Genomic DNA, 15640 nt, shown 5'->3' on the forward strand with positions numbered 1-15640 from the left:
GGGGGCTGTCTGCCCCCTCGCGCTCCCCCGAGGATATTTGCGAACGAAAGAGGGAAAGCGGAATGAAGATTGCGGCGGCGGCCTATCCCCTGTCCTGGTTCGACCGGTTCGCGGAGTACGAGGCGAAGCTTTCCCGATGGGTCGCGGAGGCGGCGGGCGCGGGGGCGGAACTGCTGGTCTTTCCCGAATATGGCGCGATGGAGCTGGCCTCGCTGGGCGGGGCTGCGGTTGCGGCCGATCAGGAGGAGGCGTTGCATGAGGCGTCGCGCCACCGGGCGGCCGCGGATGTGGTGCATGTCCGTCTGGCGGCGGAGCACGGGGTTCATATTCTGGGCGGGTCGGGTCCGGTGTTCGATGCGGCCCTGCACCCGTCACGGCCGGTGAACCGCGCGACCTTCTACGGGCCGGAGGGCATTCTCGGCCATCAGGACAAGGTGATGATGACGCGCTGGGAACGTGATCCCTGGCGGATGGTGGCGGGAGAAGTGCAACGGCTTTTCGAGACGCCAATCGCGCGGATCGGGATTTCGATCTGCTATGATAGCGAATTTCCCCTGCCGGCGCGCGCGCTGGCCGAGGCCGGGTGTGAAATCCTGCTGGTGCCGTCGGCGACAGAGACGCTTGCGGGCTTCACCCGGGTCAGGGTGGGCGCGATGGCGCGGGCGCTGGAGGGGCAGATGATCTGCGTCCACGCGCCGGTGGTGGGCGCGGCCGACTGGTGCGCGGGGATGGAGTTGAACACCGGTCGCGCCTCGGTCTACGGGCCGCCGGATCGCGGCTTTCCGCCCGAGGGCATTCTGGCCGAGGGTGGTTTGGGCGAAGCTGGCTGGGTCTATGCCGATGTCTCGCTGGAGGCGATTGCGGCGGTTCGGGCTGACGGCGGCGTTTTGAACCTTTCGCATTGGCCCGAGCAGCTCGCGCCCGCGAAAAATCTGGAAATCCGGGGCCCCGGGGCGAAACGCGCTTGAAAAACCGGGGGAAGGGGCGCATTTAGGGCGCGCCCGCGGGAATTGCCGCGGGTAATTCATTATGGAGTGACCATGGCCAAGGATGACGAGCTCGAATTCCCCGGTGTCGTGCGTGAACTCCTGCCCAACGCGACATTCAAGGTCGAGCTTGAGAACGGCCATGAGATCATCGCCACGATGGCAGGAAAGATGCGCAAGAACCGGATCCGCGTTCTGGCGGGCGACAAGGTTCAGGTGACGATGACGCCCTATGACCTGACCAAGGGGCGGATCAACTATCGCTTCAAGTAAGATGGTCAAGCTCGTCCTCGGCTCGGCCAGCCCGCGCCGGAGGGAGCTTCTGGCGCAGCTTGGGCTGACGCCCGACGCGGTGCGCGCGCCCGATATCGACGAGACACCCCGGAAGGGCGAATTGCCCCGCGCCTATGTCGCGCGGATGGCGCGTGAGAAGGCTTTGGCTTTGGAAGCTGCGCCGGACGAGGCGGTGCTGTGCGCCGATACCACGGTTGCCGTTGGTCGCCGTATTCTGGGCAAGCCTGAGAGCGCGGGCGAGGCGGCGGAGTTCCTGTGGGCGCTGTCGGGGCGGCGGCATCATGTGCTGACCGCCGTCGCGGTGCGGCGGGGCGCGCGGATCTGGGAACGGCTCGTGGATACGGAAGTGAAGGTCAAGGCTTTGTCGGACGCCGAGGTGAACGCCTATCTGGCGTCGGGCGAATGGCAGGGCAAGGCAGGGGCCTATGCGATCCAGGGCCGGTTCGGGGCGATGATCCCCTGGCTGAAGGGGTCTTTCACCGGCGTCGTCGGCCTGCCGGTCGCCGAGACCGCGCATCTTCTGGCGGCGGCGGGCGTCGATCTGCATGGGGGATGGCGGGCATGAAGGGCCGGGTCGTCGTGCTGGGCGAATGGCGGGGCCGGGAGGCCGCTGCCCTTATGGTCGACGGGCGGCTGGAAGATTTGCTGATCGCGCCCGAGGACGAGATGTTTGCGCCGGGGGCGGTCCTGCGTGGGACGGTGGACCGGCAAATGAAGGGGCAGGGCGGGGTCTTTCTGCGTCTGCCGGACGGCCAGAGAGGCTTCCTGCGCGAAACCGGTGGACTCGCGCCCGGGCAATCGGTGCTGGTGCAAGTGACGGGTCGGGCCGAGGCGGGCAAGGCCCTGCCGGTCACGACACGCATCCTCTTCAAATCGCGGCATGTGATCGTGACGCCAATGGCGCCGGGCCTCAATATCTCGCGCCGGGTGAAGGACGAGGAGGAGCGTGCCCGGCTGGCGGCGCTGGCCGAGGCGGGCATGGACGGGTCGGGATTTGGTCTGATCGTCCGGTCGGCGGCGGAAGGCGCCGATGACGAGGAGATTGCGGCCGATATCGCTGCGACGCGGGAACTGGCCGAGGCGGTGATGGCGGATACCTCGGGCGCGCCGGAACTGCTGGTCGATGCGCCGGGCCCGCATGAGGAGGCCTGGCGCGACTGGGCCGATCCGGAGCCGGACGAGGTGGCGGACGGGCCGGGGGCTTTCGCCGCCCACGGGATCGAGGAGGCGATCGACGCGCTTCTGACCTCTGTCGTCGCGCTGCCGGGTGGCGGCCATATGGCGGTCGAGCCGACCCGGGCCTTCGTCGCCGTCGATGTGAACACCGGTGCCGATACCTCGCCCGCCGCGAGCCTCAAGGCCAATATCGCGGCGGCCCGCGACCTGCCGCGCCAGCTGCGGCTGAGGGGCCTCGGCGGTCAGGTGATCGTCGATTTCGCACCGATGCCGAAAAAGGACCGCGCGGCGCTGGATCAGCAGCTGAAGACTGCCTTTCGCGGCGAGGCGGCGGAGACGGTTCTGGCGGGCTGGACACCTCTGGGGAATTACGAGATCCAGCGCAAGCGTGACCGGATCGCGCTGGCCGATCTGGCAAGGGGCACGGCATGAGCTGCCCGGTCTGCCAGAAGGACGGGGACCCGAAATACCGGCCCTTCTGTTCCAAGCGCTGCGCCGACATCGACCTCGGCCGCTGGCTGAGCGGATCCTATGTCATTCCCGGCGAGGCGGTCGAGGATGAGGCGCTTCCGCAAGACACCGACACGACCCCGCCGAAACACTGAAATTTTCGCCAAACCCTCTGGACAGCCCCCGCCCGCCCGGCTAAGACCGCGCCACCCCGGACGGCAAGACCCGGACCCGGTGCCCAGATAGCTCAGTTGGTAGAGCAGCGGATTGAAAATCCGCGTGTCGCTGGTTCGATTCCGGCTCTGGGCACCATCACTTCCCCAAGAAAGCAAGCAGTCGAGGATGTCGACAGATCGGGCGCTGGCCGGCGAGCGCCTGTCGAAATGAGGTGTAATCCGGCGTTGTGGGTGGCGGAGGGACAAGTGCTGCAAATGGATCGATGGCCGCGTCCTCTGCTGCCTGATAGATATGCGCGGCGTAGGCGTCTACAGCTGCGACGGCGTTAAATGCACGATGAATCTTGTCGTATTCTTTGTCGTACTCATCAAGATTCGGCGCGACGACTTGGCGGCGAAATTCCTTGGGGGACATTGCCATGGCCATCTCCAGTGAGTGTTCGCAGGTGCGCTTGCGAATTGCCGACGAGAGCATGGCAAAGGCGTGAAACTTATCGCAAACTTAGTGCGAAATTCTTTCTATATCGCGGGTTTTTGGCTCCGGCGGTAGGGATCGAACCTACGACCAATTGATTAACAGTCAACTGCTCTACCGCTGAGCTACGCCGGAACACCGGGGGCGATATAGCAAGTGGCCCGGGGGGCGTCCAGTGGGTATTCCAAGTTTTTTGGCCGGTTTGGTGGTCGGTGGTCAGGTGAGGTGAAAGCGGGCCGAGAAGCGAAGATCGCCTTCGGCAGAAATCTCATTTTTCTCTGACAATTCAATCAGATGTGCGAATGTGTTCAGGGCCGCGGCGCCGAGGAGCGTGGTTGGCGTGTCAGTATAGATCAGCCGGGCGAGATCAAGCGGTGTCGCCGGGCCGGCGCGCAGGGCGTCTGTGATGGCGCGGGCACGGGCCTGACGATGGAGGGTCAGTTCCGCAATCCGGTCGAGGGGGGACAGGACCGGATCACCGTGACCGGGCCAGAGGCGCGTGGGGCAGGCCGCGGCGAGCCGGTCGAGCGAGCGCATATAGGCGCCCATGTCGCCGTCGGGGGGCGCGACGATCGAGGTCGACCAGCCCATCACGTGATCGCCGGAGAAGACTTCGCCCTGCCAGCTGAAGCACAGGTGATTGCCGAAATGGCCCGGGGTGTGGAGCACAGTGAGCGACCAGTCGCCCTGGCTAATGAGGTCGCCGTCAGAGAGGAGGCTGTCCGGCCGGAAATTGCGGTCGGCGCCTTCGCCGCCGGTTGGCGGCTCGCGGCGGGCGAGATCCTCCATCAGCGGCGAGCGGCCCGCGGTGGCATCTCCGAAGGCGAGGACCGGCGCGCCGGTGGCGGCAGATAGGCGGGGGGCGAGGGCGGAATGGTCTCGGTGGGCATGGGTGACGAAGATATGGCTGATCCGTTCGCCGGGTTCGAGTGCGGCAATGAGGGCGGCGAGATGGCGGTCGTCATCGGGGCCGGGGTCGATCAGGGCGACGCTGCCGGTGCCGATGATGTAGGAGTTGGTGCCGCGGCCGGTCATGGGCGAGGGATTGGGCGCCAGAACGCGCCTCAGGCCGCCGTTCTGCGCGGGGCGCAGCCATTCGGCAACGCCGGGCGGGGCAGGGGGCGCATCGATGGGCATGAGGCTTTCCTCCCTCCGCGCCTGCCGCTAGGCTTGGATCATGTTCGACTGGCTCAAGCAATTTCTGCCCAAGGGTCTTTACGGCCGGGCGGCGCTTATCCTGATCCTGCCGATCCTGACCATCCAACTGGTGGTCTCGGTGCTGTTTGTCCAGCGCTATTTCACCGATGTCACCCAGCAGATGTCGCGCAACATCATGCCCGAACTGCGGATGATCGAGACGGAGCTGCGGGGCGCGGCCTCGGCCGAGGCGGGCTTTGCGGCGGCCGCGAGCCGGGCGAGCGGTCTGGGGCTCGTCCTGACGCGTCAGGACGAGGTTCAGACCGAGGACGGCCGCGTTTTCTACGATTTTTCCGGGCGGGTGGTGATCCGCACGTTGCGCGAGGCGTTCGAGAGCCTGAAGGGCGTCGATCTGTCCGATCTGCGAACGGTGCGGCTGTCGTTCGACAGCCCGCACGGGCCCTATCAGTTGCAGTTCAGCCGCAATCGGGTGACGGCGCGCAACCCTCACCAGCTTCTGGTCTATATGCTGGCGACCGGGGCGCTGATGACGCTGGTCGCCTTCGTCTTCTTGCGCAACCAGCTCAGGCCGATCCGGCGGCTGGCGGTCGCGGCTGAGGCGTTCGGCAAGGGGCGGACCGTGCCCTACCGGATCGCGGGGGCATCAGAGGTCCGGGCGGCGGGGGCGGCGTTTCTGGACATGCGGGCGCGGATCGAGCGGCAGATGGAGCAACGTACACAGATGCTTTCGGGTGTCAGTCATGATCTGCGCACGCCGCTCACCCGGCTGAAGCTTGGTCTGGCGATGCTGGGGGACGGCGAAGAGGTGCAGGCGCTTGAGCGCGATGTCGAGGACATGCGTCGGATGCTGGACGGATTTCTGGCCTTCGCCCGCACCGATGCGCTTGAGGGCGATGCCGAGGAGGTCGATCCAGCGGAGCTTGCGCGCCGCGCGGTCGACGATGCACATCGGATGGGGCGGCATGTGATCTTCCAGGGCGCTGTCGGTGAGGGCGTGGCGCTGTGGCGGGCGGGCGCGGTCCGGCGCGCGCTCGACAATCTCATCTCGAACGCGGTGACCTATGGTGGGATGGCCGAAGTGTCGGTGGCGATCCTGGAAAAATCCGTACGTTTCACGATCGAGGATGACGGGCCGGGGATTCCCGAGGACAAGCGCGAGGAAGCGTTGAAGCCTTTCGTGCGGCTGGTTCCCGGACGCAATCAGGATCAGGGCTCGGGCGTCGGGCTGGGGCTTGCCATCACCGCCGATATTGCACGGAGTCATGGCGGGAGCCTCAGGCTGGGCGAGAGCGAACGGCTCGGTGGTTTGAAGGCGGAACTGATCCTCGCCCGATAGGCCGGGCCTCCCCGGTCACGTCGTGCCGCGTCTGGGCGCGGCACGAGTCGTGCATGACATGCCCGACGGGGCCCGCCGGAGGGAAAGGCCCGCACATGGCAGGCCCTTCGGGGTCATCTGAGGTCGAAACGGTCGAGTTCCATCACCTTGGACCAGGCGCTGGCGAAATCGCGGACGAATTTCGCGGCATTGTCGCCTTGTGCATAGACCTCGGCCAGCGCGCGCAGCTGCGAGTTCGAACCGAACACCAGATCGACGCGGCTTGCCTGCCATTTCTGCGCGCCGGTCGCCCGGTCGCGGCCCTCGAACGCCTCGGCACTGTCTGAGGTCGGGGTCCAGCTGGTGGCAATGTCCAGAACCTCGGTGAAGAAGTCCTGGGTCAGGGCGCCCGACCGCTTGGTGAAAGCCCCTTGGGCATTGCCGCCGTGATTGGCGCCAAGCACCCTGAGGCCGCCGACCAGCACCGTCATTTCCGGGGCGGAGAGTGTCAGGAGCTGCGCCTTGTCGACCAGCATTTCCTCGGCGGTGGTGCGGTAGGCGTGGCGCTGCCAGTTGCGGAAACCGTCGGCTTCGGGTTCCAGCGCGGCAAAGCTTTCGGCATCGGTCTGTGCGTCGGTCGCATCCATGCGGCCGGGGGTGAAGCGCACCTCGACCGGATGGCCCGCAGCAATCGCTGCCTGTTCGACCGCGGCCGAGCCCGCGAGCACGATGAGGTCGGCGAGCGACACCGCCTTGCCGCCGGTGGCCTTGGCGTTGAAATCGGCCTGAACCTTCTTCAGCGCCGCGATTACCGGGCCGGTGCGGGCGGGCTCGTTCACCTCCCAGTCCTTCTGGGGCGCGAGTGCGATGCGGGCGCCGTTCGCGCCACCGCGCTTGTCCGACCCGCGGAAGGTCGAGGCCGAGGCCCAGGCGGTAAAGATGAGGTCGGAGGCCTTGGGCCCCGAGCTGAGAATTGCTTTCTTCAGCGCAGCAATGTCGGTCGCGTCGATGAGCGCATGGGTGCGCGCGGGGACCGGGTCTTGCCAGATCAAATCTTCGGCCGGGACTTCCGGACCGAGATAAAGGCTCTTCGGCCCCATGTCGCGGTGCGTAAGCTTGAACCAGGCGCGGGCGAAAGCATCGGCGAACTGGCCGGGGTTCATGTGGAACCGGCGCGAGATCGGCCCGTAGATCGGATCGAAGCGCAGCGAAAGGTCCGCCGTCGTCATCATCGGGCGATGCTTGATCGAAGGGTCATGCGCGTCGGGGATCATGTCTTGCGGCTCGACATCCTTGGCAAGCCAGACGATGGCGCCCGCCGGGGTTGTGGCCTGTTCCCATTCATATTTGAACAGCATGTTGAAATAGCCCATGTCCCAGGTGGTGGGATTGGGTTTCCAAGCGCCTTCGAAGCCGGAGGTGGTGGTGTGGATGCCCTTGCCGGTGCCGAACTTGTTGGCCCAGCCAAAACCCATCGCTTCAAGCGGCGAGGCTTCCGGGTCGCCTCCGACAAGCGCGGCATCGCCCGCGCCATGCGCCTTGCCGAACGTGTGACCGCCCGCGACCAGCGCCACGGTTTCCTCGTCGTTCATCGCCATGCGTGCGAAAGTCTCGCGCACGTCGCGGCCCGAGGCGACCGGGTCGGGCACACCGTCCGGTCCCTGCGGGTTCACGTAGATCAGGCCCATCTGCACCGCGGCGAGGGGGTTTTCCAGTGTGCGCTCTCCAGAATAGCGGCTGTTTTCCTTGTCCGAGGTCGCAAGCCATTCGGTTTCGGCGCCCCAGTAGATGTCCTCTTCCGGTGCCCAGACATCGGCGCGCCCGCCGCCGAAGCCGAAGGTCTTGAACCCCATGGATTCAAGCGCAACGTTGCCCGCAAGGATCATCAGATCGGCCCAGGAAATCGTATTGCCGTACTTCTGCTTGATCGGCCACAGCAGCCTGCGCGCCTTGTCGAGGTTGCCGTTGTCTGGCCAGGAATTGAGCGGCGCAAAGCGCTGCGTGCCTGTCGAAGCGCCACCGCGGCCGTCCGCGGTGCGGTAGGTGCCGGCCGAATGCCAGGCCATGCGGATCATCAGGCCACCGTAATGGCCCCAGTCGGCGGGCCACCAGTCCTGGCTGTCCGTCATCAGTTTCGCGAGGTCGGCTTTCAGCGCCTTGTAATCAAGCCTGCCGAAGGCTTCTCGGTAGTCGAACTCCGCGCCCATCGGGTTCGACACCGGCTGATGCTGATGCAGGATCGCGAGGTTCAGCTGGTTCGGCCACCAATGCCGGTTGCCCCGGCCGCTGAAGCGCGTGGCGGGCCGTGCGGCGCCATGCATGACCGGGCATTTGCCCTGACTATCGTTGCCGTCCATCGGACTCCTCCTGGTCTCTTTGATCCTTGCGGGAGGAGCTCGCCCACCCGTTGCGCGCCATCATGGCGATCTAGAATGATTCTAAAAGACCGGAGCGCCGAGGTCACGAAAAAACTTTCCCGTGATCGGCAGGGAACGGCCAGCCCGGGGGGACGGGCTGGCACGCATGTTGGGGACGTCAGGCCGCGCGGGTCATCCCGGCCTTGTAGAGCGCCCCGGCGACGAGGCCGCCTACGAGCGGGGCTGCGATGAAGACCCAAAGCTGCGCAAGCGCCGCGCCGCCTGCGAAGATCGCAGGTCCGATCGAGCGGGCCGGATTCACCGAAACGCCGGTGACATTGATGCCGACAAGGTGGATCGCCGCGAGCGTCAGGCCGATCGCCAGCCCGGCAAAGCCCGGCGCCGCGCCTGTGCCGGTGGCGCCAAGGATGACGGTGACGAAGAGGAAGGTCATCACCGCCTCGAAGATGAGCGCCGCACCAAGCGTATATTCCCCCAGATAGCCGGGGCCATAGCCGTTCGACCCAAGGCCCCATTCGCCAAGCGCAAAGCCCGGCTTGCCGCTTGCGATCATGTAAAGCAGGGCTGCACCAAGGATGGCGCCCGCGATCTGCGCGATGGAATATTGGATGGCTTCGGCCACCGACATGCGGCCGGCAGAGACCATGCCGAAGGAGACGGCGGGGTTGAGATGGGCGCCGGAAATGGCGCCGAGCCCGTAAGCAGCGGCAACGATGGCGAGGCCGAAGGCCAGTGAAATGCCGGTGAAGCCGATGTCCGGCCCGGCGATGACGGCCGATCCGCAGCCGAACAGAACCAGAATGGCGGTGCCGATCACTTCGGCGATGAGTTTGCGTGTCATTGTCCCTCCTGCGGCCCCTTCCCCGGAGCCTGACTTTCCTGCCCGAAGGCGGCGGGCGCGGTTGCCTTCCCGCAGACGAGACCTTATTGGGGGAGGCGCGGGCCTTTCAGGGGAAAAATCCGATGCGGGACATCAAAATTCCACAGGAGCGTCACCCCGAGAAGGCGCACCGTCCCGATCAGGCGCAGCCGAAGAAACCGGCATGGATCCGGGTGAAGGCGCCGACATCGGCGGGCTACAAGGAAACCCGCGACATTCTGAAGACCAACAAGCTCGTCACCGTCTGCGAGGAAGCGGGCTGCCCCAACGTCGGCGAATGCTGGAGCCAGGGCCACGCCACCATGATGATCATGGGCGATATCTGCACGCGCGGCTGTTCCTTCTGCAATATCGCGACCGGCAAGCCCAATCAGCTCGACCAGTTCGAACCGGGTCGGGTCGCGCATGCCGTCCAGACGCTGGGGCTCAATCATGTAGTGGTGACCTCGGTCGACCGCGATGATCTGGACGATGGCGGGGCGGAACACTTCGCCCAGACGATCCGCGCGATCCGCCACCGATCGCCTGGCACCACGATCGAGATCCTGACGCCCGACTTTCTGAAATGCGCCCCCGAGGCGCTGGAAAAGGTGGTCGAGGCGCGGCCCGACGTCTTCAACCACAATCTCGAAACCGTTCCGGGCCTCTACCCGTCCGTCCGCCCCGGCGCGCGCTATTTCCACTCGCTCAGGCTCTTGCAACGGGTGAAGGAGCTTGATCCGGCGATGTTCACCAAATCGGGCATCATGGTGGGCCTTGGCGAGGATCGTCAGGCGGTTCTGCAGATCATGGACGACATGAGGGCGGCCGATGTCGATTTCCTGACCATCGGTCAGTACTTGCAGCCGACGCCCAAACACCACCGCGTCGACCGGTTCGTCACGCCCGAGGAGTTCAAGGCCTACGAGACCTCGGCCTATGGCAAGGGCTTCCTGATGGTTTCGGCCACGCCCTTGACCCGCTCGTCCTATCATGCGGGCGACGATTTCGCCCGGCTACGGGCGGCGCGTTTGGAAAAACTCGGCCGCGCTTGACGCGAAGACCTGTCAGGCCCGCGGTCGCAGTCCGATTTCGTTCAACACCTTCTCAAGCCGGTGCAGATCGCCGGTCTCGTTCGGCCGGGCGGCCGCCTCGGCCTTCAGCGCGTCGAACTTCACCCGCAGGTCGGCCTTTTCCTTGCCCTTGCAATCGTTCCATGGCCGGCCCTGCAGACCCATGACCAGAACGTAATAGCCGATGAAATGCGGCTGGGTGCCGGTTTGCAGGAGCCTCAGATAGGCGGCATCGGCGCCCATGGCGCGGATCTCTTCGGCCGAGCGGATACCCGCCCGCGCAAAGGCAGATTCCGAGGCAGGACCGAGATTGGGAATCGATGAGACAGGTGAAGCCATGCCCCTGATTAGCTCAGGGCACGGAGCCACCCAAGATCAGATCGACGCCCAGTCCTTGAACTGCGTGGCCTGCATCTGGCGGGGCGTCTGACCGCCACCAGCCTGCTGGCTCATCTGGCCTTCTCGCGCCTGCGGCACGCGGCGGGGCTCATCGCCCTGTCGGTCCTCCGGACGCGCCGCACCCATCTGCTGCACCTTGTCCATCTTCGCACCCACTCTTCGGCCGTTTCCCGGCCGTCCCTTCTCTGCCTCACCATCTTTCCGCATCCACGCGGCAATGGCGCGGCGCAGATAGGGTCGGTTTGCGGCATCGTCAATAGAGATTGCGACAGGTTTGGATGCAGGCAAGCGACTTTCGGCCGGGAGTTATCCACAGTTGCGGCATTTGTCGCAAATTTGCAGCATTGTTGTCGGAAAGGCGTGATGTCAGCCCCGGAACGCCGCTGCGAACGGCTCGGGCAGGGCGAATTCGGTCAGGGCCCGGGCGCGGGCTTCAGAGGACATCTTGCGCGCCGTCTTCTCGACGATCTTCAAAAGCGCGTCCGGGTCGCGCCCTTCGGCGAAGGGCTTGAAATACCAGCGCAGGAAGGTGAAGCAGATGACATCCTCAAGCGCCTGCACATCGGCATCGCGCTTGATCCCTTCCTTGCGGATCATCTGGCCGACACGCTCGACCTGGTCGGCGCCGTAGCCATGAGCTGCCATGATCTCTCCCACCCGCCGGGCGTGGAAGGCGCCGAGGTCGCGGCGCCAGTTGAGGTAACCCTCTTTGCCCTCGGGATAGACGCTGCGCGGCGAGGTCCAGCGTTCGATATGCTGGCCGCGCGCGGCGATGCGCAGAATGTCCGAAGCCGAGGGGAAGAGGCGGTCCAGTTCATCGGTCATCCGCTGGCCGTAGAGGAGCGCGGCCGGTGCGCCCTCGCTCCGGTCGGGGTCGGCGGCATTAGCGGCATCGATGGCGGCAAGCGTGGCGGCAAGGCGGTCTTCGGTCATGGCTGTGGCTCGGGCCCTGCACTTTGTCTGTCGCCATAAAGCAGGATCAGCCCGGCGGCCACAAGCACGGCGATCCCCGCCCATTCGATCGGTTCCGGCCAGTCCTGCCAGAAGAGCCAGCCCCAGGTCAGGCCCCAGATCAATGCGGTATATTCGAAAGGCGCCACCAGGCTTGCCTCTGCGAGCTTGTAGGCCTGTGTCAGGAAGGTCAGGCCCACGGCAGCGATGACGCCGCAGGAGAGCATGAGGAAGAGGTCGCGCAACGAAGGCTCGCTCCAGCCGCGTGTGAGGAAGCCGAGGCTTGCCTGGCCCTCTTCGGCAAAAGCGCCACCGCCGAAGATCGCAGACAGAATCGTCGCCCCGCCGAGGAATGCGAGGTTGGAATAGAAGCTCATCGCGGTCGCGCTTTCGCGCACGCCCATGCGGCGGGCGAAGATCTGGGCGGCGGCGTAGAAGAGCCCTGACAGAAGCGGCAGAAGCGCCGCCCAGTCGAATAGCGCGCTTCCGGGCCGCACGATGATCAGAACGCCTGCAAAACCGGTCAGGAGCGCCATCCAGCGGGCGCCTGTCACCCGCTCGCCCAAAAAGGGGACGGAAAGCGCGGTGATGAAGAGCGGCGCGGTGAAGAAGAGGGCGACGGTGGTCGCAAGCGGCAGGGCGGCCAGCGCGAGGTAATAGGCGGTATAGGCGCAGAAGTTCAGCACGCCCCGCGCCGCCATCGCCCGCCAGCCGCGCGAGGCGAGCGTGGCAAGCCCGCCGTCCCAGACCGCCATCAGAAGCAGTGCGGGGATCGCTGCAAGGCTGCGCATGACCATCGCCTCATGCAAAGGGTATGCGCCCGAGAGGAATTTCAGGATCAGGTCCTGCACCGAAAAGACCGCGATCCCCGCGAGCAGGAAGAGGATGCCGTTGAGGCGGCGGGATCGCAGGACCATCGGGCACCCAAGGGCCCGGGGCGGGCCATGATGTCACACTAGGATGAAGTCCGGAACCCGGATCGTACTTTCACGACAGCGATTGCCCGAAGGCGACCGCGATCAGCGCATGATGATACGGCGCAGCTCCACCGCGCCCTCGCCGCGTTCAAGCATCAGCGTCCAGCCGCCCTCGCTGAGGCTGAAGCCTTCGATTGTGGTCAGGGCCTGCACCAGCCGTTCTTCCAGTGCCGCGCCGTCGCCCTCGCACGCGGCCCGGGTGGTCATGAAAGCGCCGAAAGCGAATTTCTGGCCGACGATCGGATAATCGGTGGTGAACTGGTTGCAAACGAGCGAGCCGCTGGCCGATCCGTCGGCGGCGATGGTGACAAACGGGTAGACGCCGTCAGGCATGGGCGTGTCGCCGATCCGCTCGACGCGCCAGATCAGACCTGCGATGTCGGCGACGCGGGGATCGATTTGATCCTGTTCCGTCGCGGCCGTACCGGGGACAAATGGCGGCGTTACGCAGGCCCAGGCCGTGTCGAGCATGGCCAGGAAGGCGACGAGCGCAAGCGTGCCGAGGCTAAGTCCAAGATCCATCGCGTTCTCCCTGGTACGGCGGATATGTCTTTCCGACGCACGGGCGCGATCATTCCTTGGGTCTGTCGCAGTTTTTTGTCGGTTCTACGAAGAACGGCAGACATTTGGGGGAGGGCGCGCCGGGTCTATCCGGCGCGCCCGTTGGTCAGAGCGTGATCCGGAAGCGGGCATAGCCGTCGGCGCCGTCGCCCGCGGCCTCGATGGCAACGCCCTTAACGTCGCCCAGATACTTGGTGCCGCCCGGCCCGGTGTCGAAGAGGGCCGTCGTCCCTGGCAGTGGCGCGAAGCTCCAGTTCGCGTCGGCCGCCGGATTGATCGTGCCCTGTTCGACGATATAGCGCACGATCACGTCGCGGTTGGTGTCGGGCCCCTCGAAGATGATGGTCGTCCCGTCCGCGCCGGGGAACTTGCCGCCCCCGGCCGCGCGATAGTTGTTGGTGGCCACGACGAAGCGCTGTGCCGGGTCAATGGGCGCGCCATTGTAGGCAAGGTCCACGATCCGGCTGGCATCGGCCGCGATCACCGCACCGTCCTTGTCGAACTTCGAAGGTTGCGACAGGTCGATCCGGTAGGTCACCCCATCCATCACGTCGAAATTGTAGCTGGGGAAGTCCGGGTTGATGAGCGGCTGGTCGGCCTGACCGGGAGTAACCTGGTTGAATATGCCGGCCGAGCGTTCCAGCCAGTCCTTCACCTGCGCCCCGGTGATCACGACCGCGCGCACCGTATTGGGGTAAAGATAAAGGTCCGCCACATTCTTGATCGCGACATCGCCGGCCGGAACATCGGTGTAATATTCGGGCCCCTGACGCCCCCCGGCCTTGAACGGCGCCGCTGCCGACAGAAGCGGCAGGTCGGCATGTTCCGTGCCTGCAAGCATCTGTTTTATATACCACATCTGGGCAATCGACACGATCTGGACGGATGGATCGTCCGCCACCAGCGCGAAATAGCTGTAAAGCGGCGCATCGGTCTTGCCCACCGCGCGGCGGACATAGTCCAACGTCGCATCATGTTCGGCCTGCGCTGCCGCAAGGACCGTGGGCGTATCCTCGACCAGCGCGGTGATCGAACGGTCCTCGTTGCGCTGCGAGATCGGCCGGGCCTCGGAGGTGTGCGAGACCACTTTCCAGCCCGCTTCCTGCTTCTCCAACAGCAGGTCGACCAGCCCCATATGGCTGCCCCAGAACCCCGCCATCACCCCGGGTTTGCCGGCAATGGTTCCCGCCGCCGTATCGACGCCCGCGAGCGCCTCGAAATCCCCGCCGGGGAAGACAAGGTGGCTGTGCCCGGTCAGGATCACATCGATCCCCTCGACCGCGGCGAGCGCGATCGCGGCGTTTTCCGCCCCGTCTGCCGCGTTCGGTTCGCCCATGCCGGAATGGCAAAGGGCCACGATCAGTTCCGCGCCATCCTCGCGCATCTGCGGCACCCAGGCCTTGGCGGACGTGACGATATCGCGGGCGGTGACATTGCCCTCAAGGTGCTTGGCGTCCCAGTTCATGATCTGCGGCGGCACGAAGCCGATCAGGCCGATGCGGATCGAATGTTCCGCCCCGGCGCCATCGGTCACCGTGCGGTCGATGATCGTGTAGGGCGGCAAAAGCGTCTCATCCTCGCGCGGCGAGGCCCCGGCCTTCTTGGCCACATTCGCCGAGACCACCGGGAAATTCGCCCCGGCGACCGAATTCATGAGGAAGGGCAGGCCATAGTTGAACTCGTGGTTCCCCAGCGTCGAGCCATCGTAGCCAAGCGTATTCATCGCCGAGATGACCGGATGCATCTGGCCGGGGTCCATCCCGCGTTCATAGGCGATATAGTCGCCCATCGGGTTTCCCTGCAGGAAATCGCCATTGTCGAGGAGGATCGAGTTCGTCGCCTCGGCCCGGATCGCGGCGATCAGGCTCGCGGTGCGCGCGAGGCCCACGGTGTCGACCGGTTTGTCCGCATAATAGTCGTAGGGGAACACATGCACATGCAGATCGGTCGTCTCCATGATCCGCAGATGCGCTTGTCCCGCTTCGGCGCGGACGGCAAACGGGTGCAGAACCAGAAGGCCGGTTGATCCGGCGATGAACCCGCGGCGTGTCAGTCGAAAAGACATTTTTCCCTCCATGGCAGACTACCAGCCTATGGAAGACCTGAAACGGTTGTGTGGCAAGTCCGGAGGCGCCGGTCGGCAGCATTGCGCCGCGGAAAGAAAAATGGGTCGTGTCGCGAAACCGTGTTGGTCTGGTTTGCGGACGAAGTTGCCTTTGAATGGGGTGCGCGAAACTTCGAGTATCATGGAAGCCTGAGTTGGCCTATGCTTGCCCTCTTTAGCAGGGGAGATCAGGCGCCATGTTGCAAGTCGAGGAGGAAATTCAATCCGTGACTAGGGTCCAGACTCATTGACCGTCAAAGCCAGAACATGACGGTAGCGGCGAGGGCGACAGCGGACAGGAAGGTCTT

General features: G+C 65.3%; 17 protein-coding genes and 2 tRNA genes. 8 read left to right on the top strand and 11 right to left on the bottom strand.

What is annotated here, in order from left to right:
* Window positions 1-62: 62 nt before the first annotated feature.
* The 6 genes from OU426_RS17135 to OU426_RS17160 all read left to right on the top strand — a co-directional run bounded on the left by OU426_RS17135 (window position 63) and on the right by OU426_RS17160 (window position 3218).
* Window positions 63-968: a carbon-nitrogen hydrolase family protein gene (locus tag OU426_RS17135; protein ID WP_267635357.1), complete on the top strand. Its 906-nt coding sequence runs from the start codon at window positions 63-65 to the stop codon at window positions 966-968.
* A 72-nt stretch (window positions 969-1040) separates the two neighbouring features.
* A complete protein-coding gene (gene infA / locus OU426_RS17140) occupies window positions 1041-1259 on the top strand; it encodes a translation initiation factor IF-1 (protein WP_267635359.1) in 219 nt (72 codons plus the stop codon).
* Between the two features lies 1 nt (window position 1260).
* A complete protein-coding gene (locus OU426_RS17145; protein ID WP_267635360.1) occupies window positions 1261-1845 on the top strand; it encodes a Maf family protein in 585 nt (194 codons plus the stop codon).
* A complete protein-coding gene (locus OU426_RS17150) occupies window positions 1842-2888 on the top strand; it encodes a ribonuclease E/G (protein ID WP_267635361.1) in 1047 nt (348 codons plus the stop codon). The genes OU426_RS17145 and OU426_RS17150 overlap by 4 nt, the downstream gene beginning before the upstream one ends.
* On the top strand, window positions 2885-3061 hold the full coding sequence (locus OU426_RS17155; RefSeq protein ID WP_267635362.1) for a DNA gyrase inhibitor YacG: 177 nt from the start codon (window positions 2885-2887) through the stop codon (window positions 3059-3061). The genes OU426_RS17150 and OU426_RS17155 overlap by 4 nt, the downstream gene beginning before the upstream one ends.
* Window positions 3062-3142: 81 nt before the next feature.
* Window positions 3143-3218, top strand: a tRNA-Phe gene (locus OU426_RS17160).
* Here the strand turns inward: OU426_RS17160 and OU426_RS17165 are convergent.
* The 3 genes from OU426_RS17165 to OU426_RS17175 all read right to left on the bottom strand — a co-directional run bounded on the left by OU426_RS17165 (window position 3219) and on the right by OU426_RS17175 (window position 4688).
* A complete protein-coding gene (locus OU426_RS17165) occupies window positions 3219-3503 on the bottom strand; it encodes a hypothetical protein (protein WP_267635363.1) in 285 nt (94 codons plus the stop codon).
* A gap of 114 nt (window positions 3504-3617) precedes the next feature.
* Window positions 3618-3692 (bottom strand) — tRNA-Asn (locus OU426_RS17170).
* Between the two features lie 81 nt (window positions 3693-3773).
* Window positions 3774-4688, bottom strand: coding sequence for an MBL fold metallo-hydrolase (locus OU426_RS17175; RefSeq protein ID WP_420712615.1), 915 nt, complete (start codon window positions 4686-4688; stop codon window positions 3774-3776).
* A gap of 46 nt (window positions 4689-4734) precedes the next feature.
* On the opposite strand from OU426_RS17175, the gene OU426_RS17180 reads away from it, so the two are divergent.
* Complete coding sequence (locus tag OU426_RS17180) at window positions 4735-6051, top strand: ATP-binding protein (protein WP_267635365.1); 1317 nt, start codon at window positions 4735-4737, stop codon at window positions 6049-6051.
* 113 nt (window positions 6052-6164) lie between these two features.
* On the opposite strand, the gene katG is transcribed toward OU426_RS17180, so the two are convergent.
* The gene (gene katG, locus OU426_RS17185; protein WP_267635367.1) at window positions 6165-8387 is read right to left on the bottom strand and encodes a catalase/peroxidase HPI; all 2223 of its coding nucleotides are present in this window, start codon (window positions 8385-8387) and stop codon (window positions 6165-6167) included.
* 178 nt (window positions 8388-8565) lie between these two features.
* Window positions 8566-9249, bottom strand: coding sequence for an aquaporin (locus OU426_RS17190; RefSeq protein ID WP_267635368.1), 684 nt, complete (start codon window positions 9247-9249; stop codon window positions 8566-8568).
* A gap of 122 nt (window positions 9250-9371) precedes the next feature.
* On the opposite strand from OU426_RS17190, the gene lipA reads away from it, so the two are divergent.
* On the top strand, window positions 9372-10322 hold the full coding sequence (gene lipA / locus OU426_RS17195; RefSeq protein ID WP_267635369.1) for a lipoyl synthase: 951 nt from the start codon (window positions 9372-9374) through the stop codon (window positions 10320-10322).
* A 12-nt stretch (window positions 10323-10334) separates the two neighbouring features.
* Here lipA and OU426_RS17200 read toward each other — a convergent pair whose 3' ends face one another.
* From OU426_RS17200 to OU426_RS17225, 6 genes are all read right to left on the bottom strand, one after another.
* Window positions 10335-10679, bottom strand: a complete 345-nt coding sequence (locus tag OU426_RS17200) for a TfoX/Sxy family protein (protein WP_267635370.1) — start codon at window positions 10677-10679, stop codon at window positions 10335-10337.
* 36 nt (window positions 10680-10715) lie between these two features.
* Window positions 10716-10865 (bottom strand): hypothetical protein, encoded by a 150-nt coding sequence (locus OU426_RS17205; protein WP_267635371.1) that lies wholly within the window; start codon window positions 10863-10865, stop codon window positions 10716-10718.
* Window positions 10866-11105: 240 nt separating this feature from the next.
* A complete protein-coding gene (locus OU426_RS17210; protein ID WP_267635372.1) occupies window positions 11106-11672 on the bottom strand; it encodes a DUF4202 domain-containing protein in 567 nt (188 codons plus the stop codon).
* Window positions 11669-12607 carry a DMT family transporter gene (locus OU426_RS17215; RefSeq protein ID WP_267635373.1) on the bottom strand — a complete coding sequence of 313 codons (939 nt, stop codon included), beginning with the start codon at window positions 12605-12607 and terminating at the stop codon, window positions 11669-11671. The genes OU426_RS17210 and OU426_RS17215 overlap by 4 nt, the downstream gene beginning before the upstream one ends.
* Window positions 12608-12709: 102 nt before the next feature.
* A complete protein-coding gene (locus tag OU426_RS17220; protein ID WP_267635374.1) occupies window positions 12710-13189 on the bottom strand; it encodes an META domain-containing protein in 480 nt (159 codons plus the stop codon).
* 145 nt (window positions 13190-13334) lie between these two features.
* On the bottom strand, window positions 13335-15293 hold the full coding sequence (locus OU426_RS17225; protein WP_267635375.1) for a bifunctional 2',3'-cyclic-nucleotide 2'-phosphodiesterase/3'-nucleotidase: 1959 nt from the start codon (window positions 15291-15293) through the stop codon (window positions 13335-13337).
* Between the last annotated feature and the right edge of the window lie 347 nt (window positions 15294-15640).

Origin of the sequence: Frigidibacter sp. RF13, assembly GCF_026626305.1 — a bacterium.
Taxonomy (GTDB): domain Bacteria; phylum Pseudomonadota; class Alphaproteobacteria; order Rhodobacterales; family Rhodobacteraceae; genus TMP-24.

Bases quoted from the DNA above. Each gene is read 5' to 3' on its own strand.
- OU426_RS17135 (WP_267635357.1), top strand. From the start codon at position 63: ATGAAGATTGCGGCGGCGGCCTATCCCCTGTCCTGGTTCGACCGGTTC.
- infA (WP_267635359.1), top strand. From the start codon at position 1,041: ATGGCCAAGGATGACGAGCTCGAATTCCCCGGTGTCGTGCGTGAACTC.
- OU426_RS17145 (WP_267635360.1), top strand. From the start codon at position 1,261: ATGGTCAAGCTCGTCCTCGGCTCGGCCAGCCCGCGCCGGAGGGAGCTT.
- OU426_RS17150 (WP_267635361.1), top strand. From the start codon at position 1,842: ATGAAGGGCCGGGTCGTCGTGCTGGGCGAATGGCGGGGCCGGGAGGCC.
- OU426_RS17155 (WP_267635362.1), top strand. From the start codon at position 2,885: ATGAGCTGCCCGGTCTGCCAGAAGGACGGGGACCCGAAATACCGGCCC.
- OU426_RS17165 (WP_267635363.1), bottom strand. From the start codon at position 3,503: ATGGCAATGTCCCCCAAGGAATTTCGCCGCCAAGTCGTCGCGCCGAAT.
- OU426_RS17180 (WP_267635365.1), top strand. From the start codon at position 4,735: ATGTTCGACTGGCTCAAGCAATTTCTGCCCAAGGGTCTTTACGGCCGG.
- katG (WP_267635367.1), bottom strand. From the start codon at position 8,387: ATGGACGGCAACGATAGTCAGGGCAAATGCCCGGTCATGCATGGCGCC.
- OU426_RS17190 (WP_267635368.1), bottom strand. From the start codon at position 9,249: ATGACACGCAAACTCATCGCCGAAGTGATCGGCACCGCCATTCTGGTT.
- lipA (WP_267635369.1), top strand. From the start codon at position 9,372: ATGCGGGACATCAAAATTCCACAGGAGCGTCACCCCGAGAAGGCGCAC.
- OU426_RS17200 (WP_267635370.1), bottom strand. From the start codon at position 10,679: ATGGCTTCACCTGTCTCATCGATTCCCAATCTCGGTCCTGCCTCGGAA.
- OU426_RS17205 (WP_267635371.1), bottom strand. From the start codon at position 10,865: ATGGGTGCGGCGCGTCCGGAGGACCGACAGGGCGATGAGCCCCGCCGC.
- OU426_RS17210 (WP_267635372.1), bottom strand. From the start codon at position 11,672: ATGACCGAAGACCGCCTTGCCGCCACGCTTGCCGCCATCGATGCCGCT.
- OU426_RS17215 (WP_267635373.1), bottom strand. From the start codon at position 12,607: ATGGTCCTGCGATCCCGCCGCCTCAACGGCATCCTCTTCCTGCTCGCG.
- OU426_RS17220 (WP_267635374.1), bottom strand. From the start codon at position 13,189: ATGGATCTTGGACTTAGCCTCGGCACGCTTGCGCTCGTCGCCTTCCTG.
- OU426_RS17225 (WP_267635375.1), bottom strand. From the start codon at position 15,293: ATGTCTTTTCGACTGACACGCCGCGGGTTCATCGCCGGATCAACCGGC.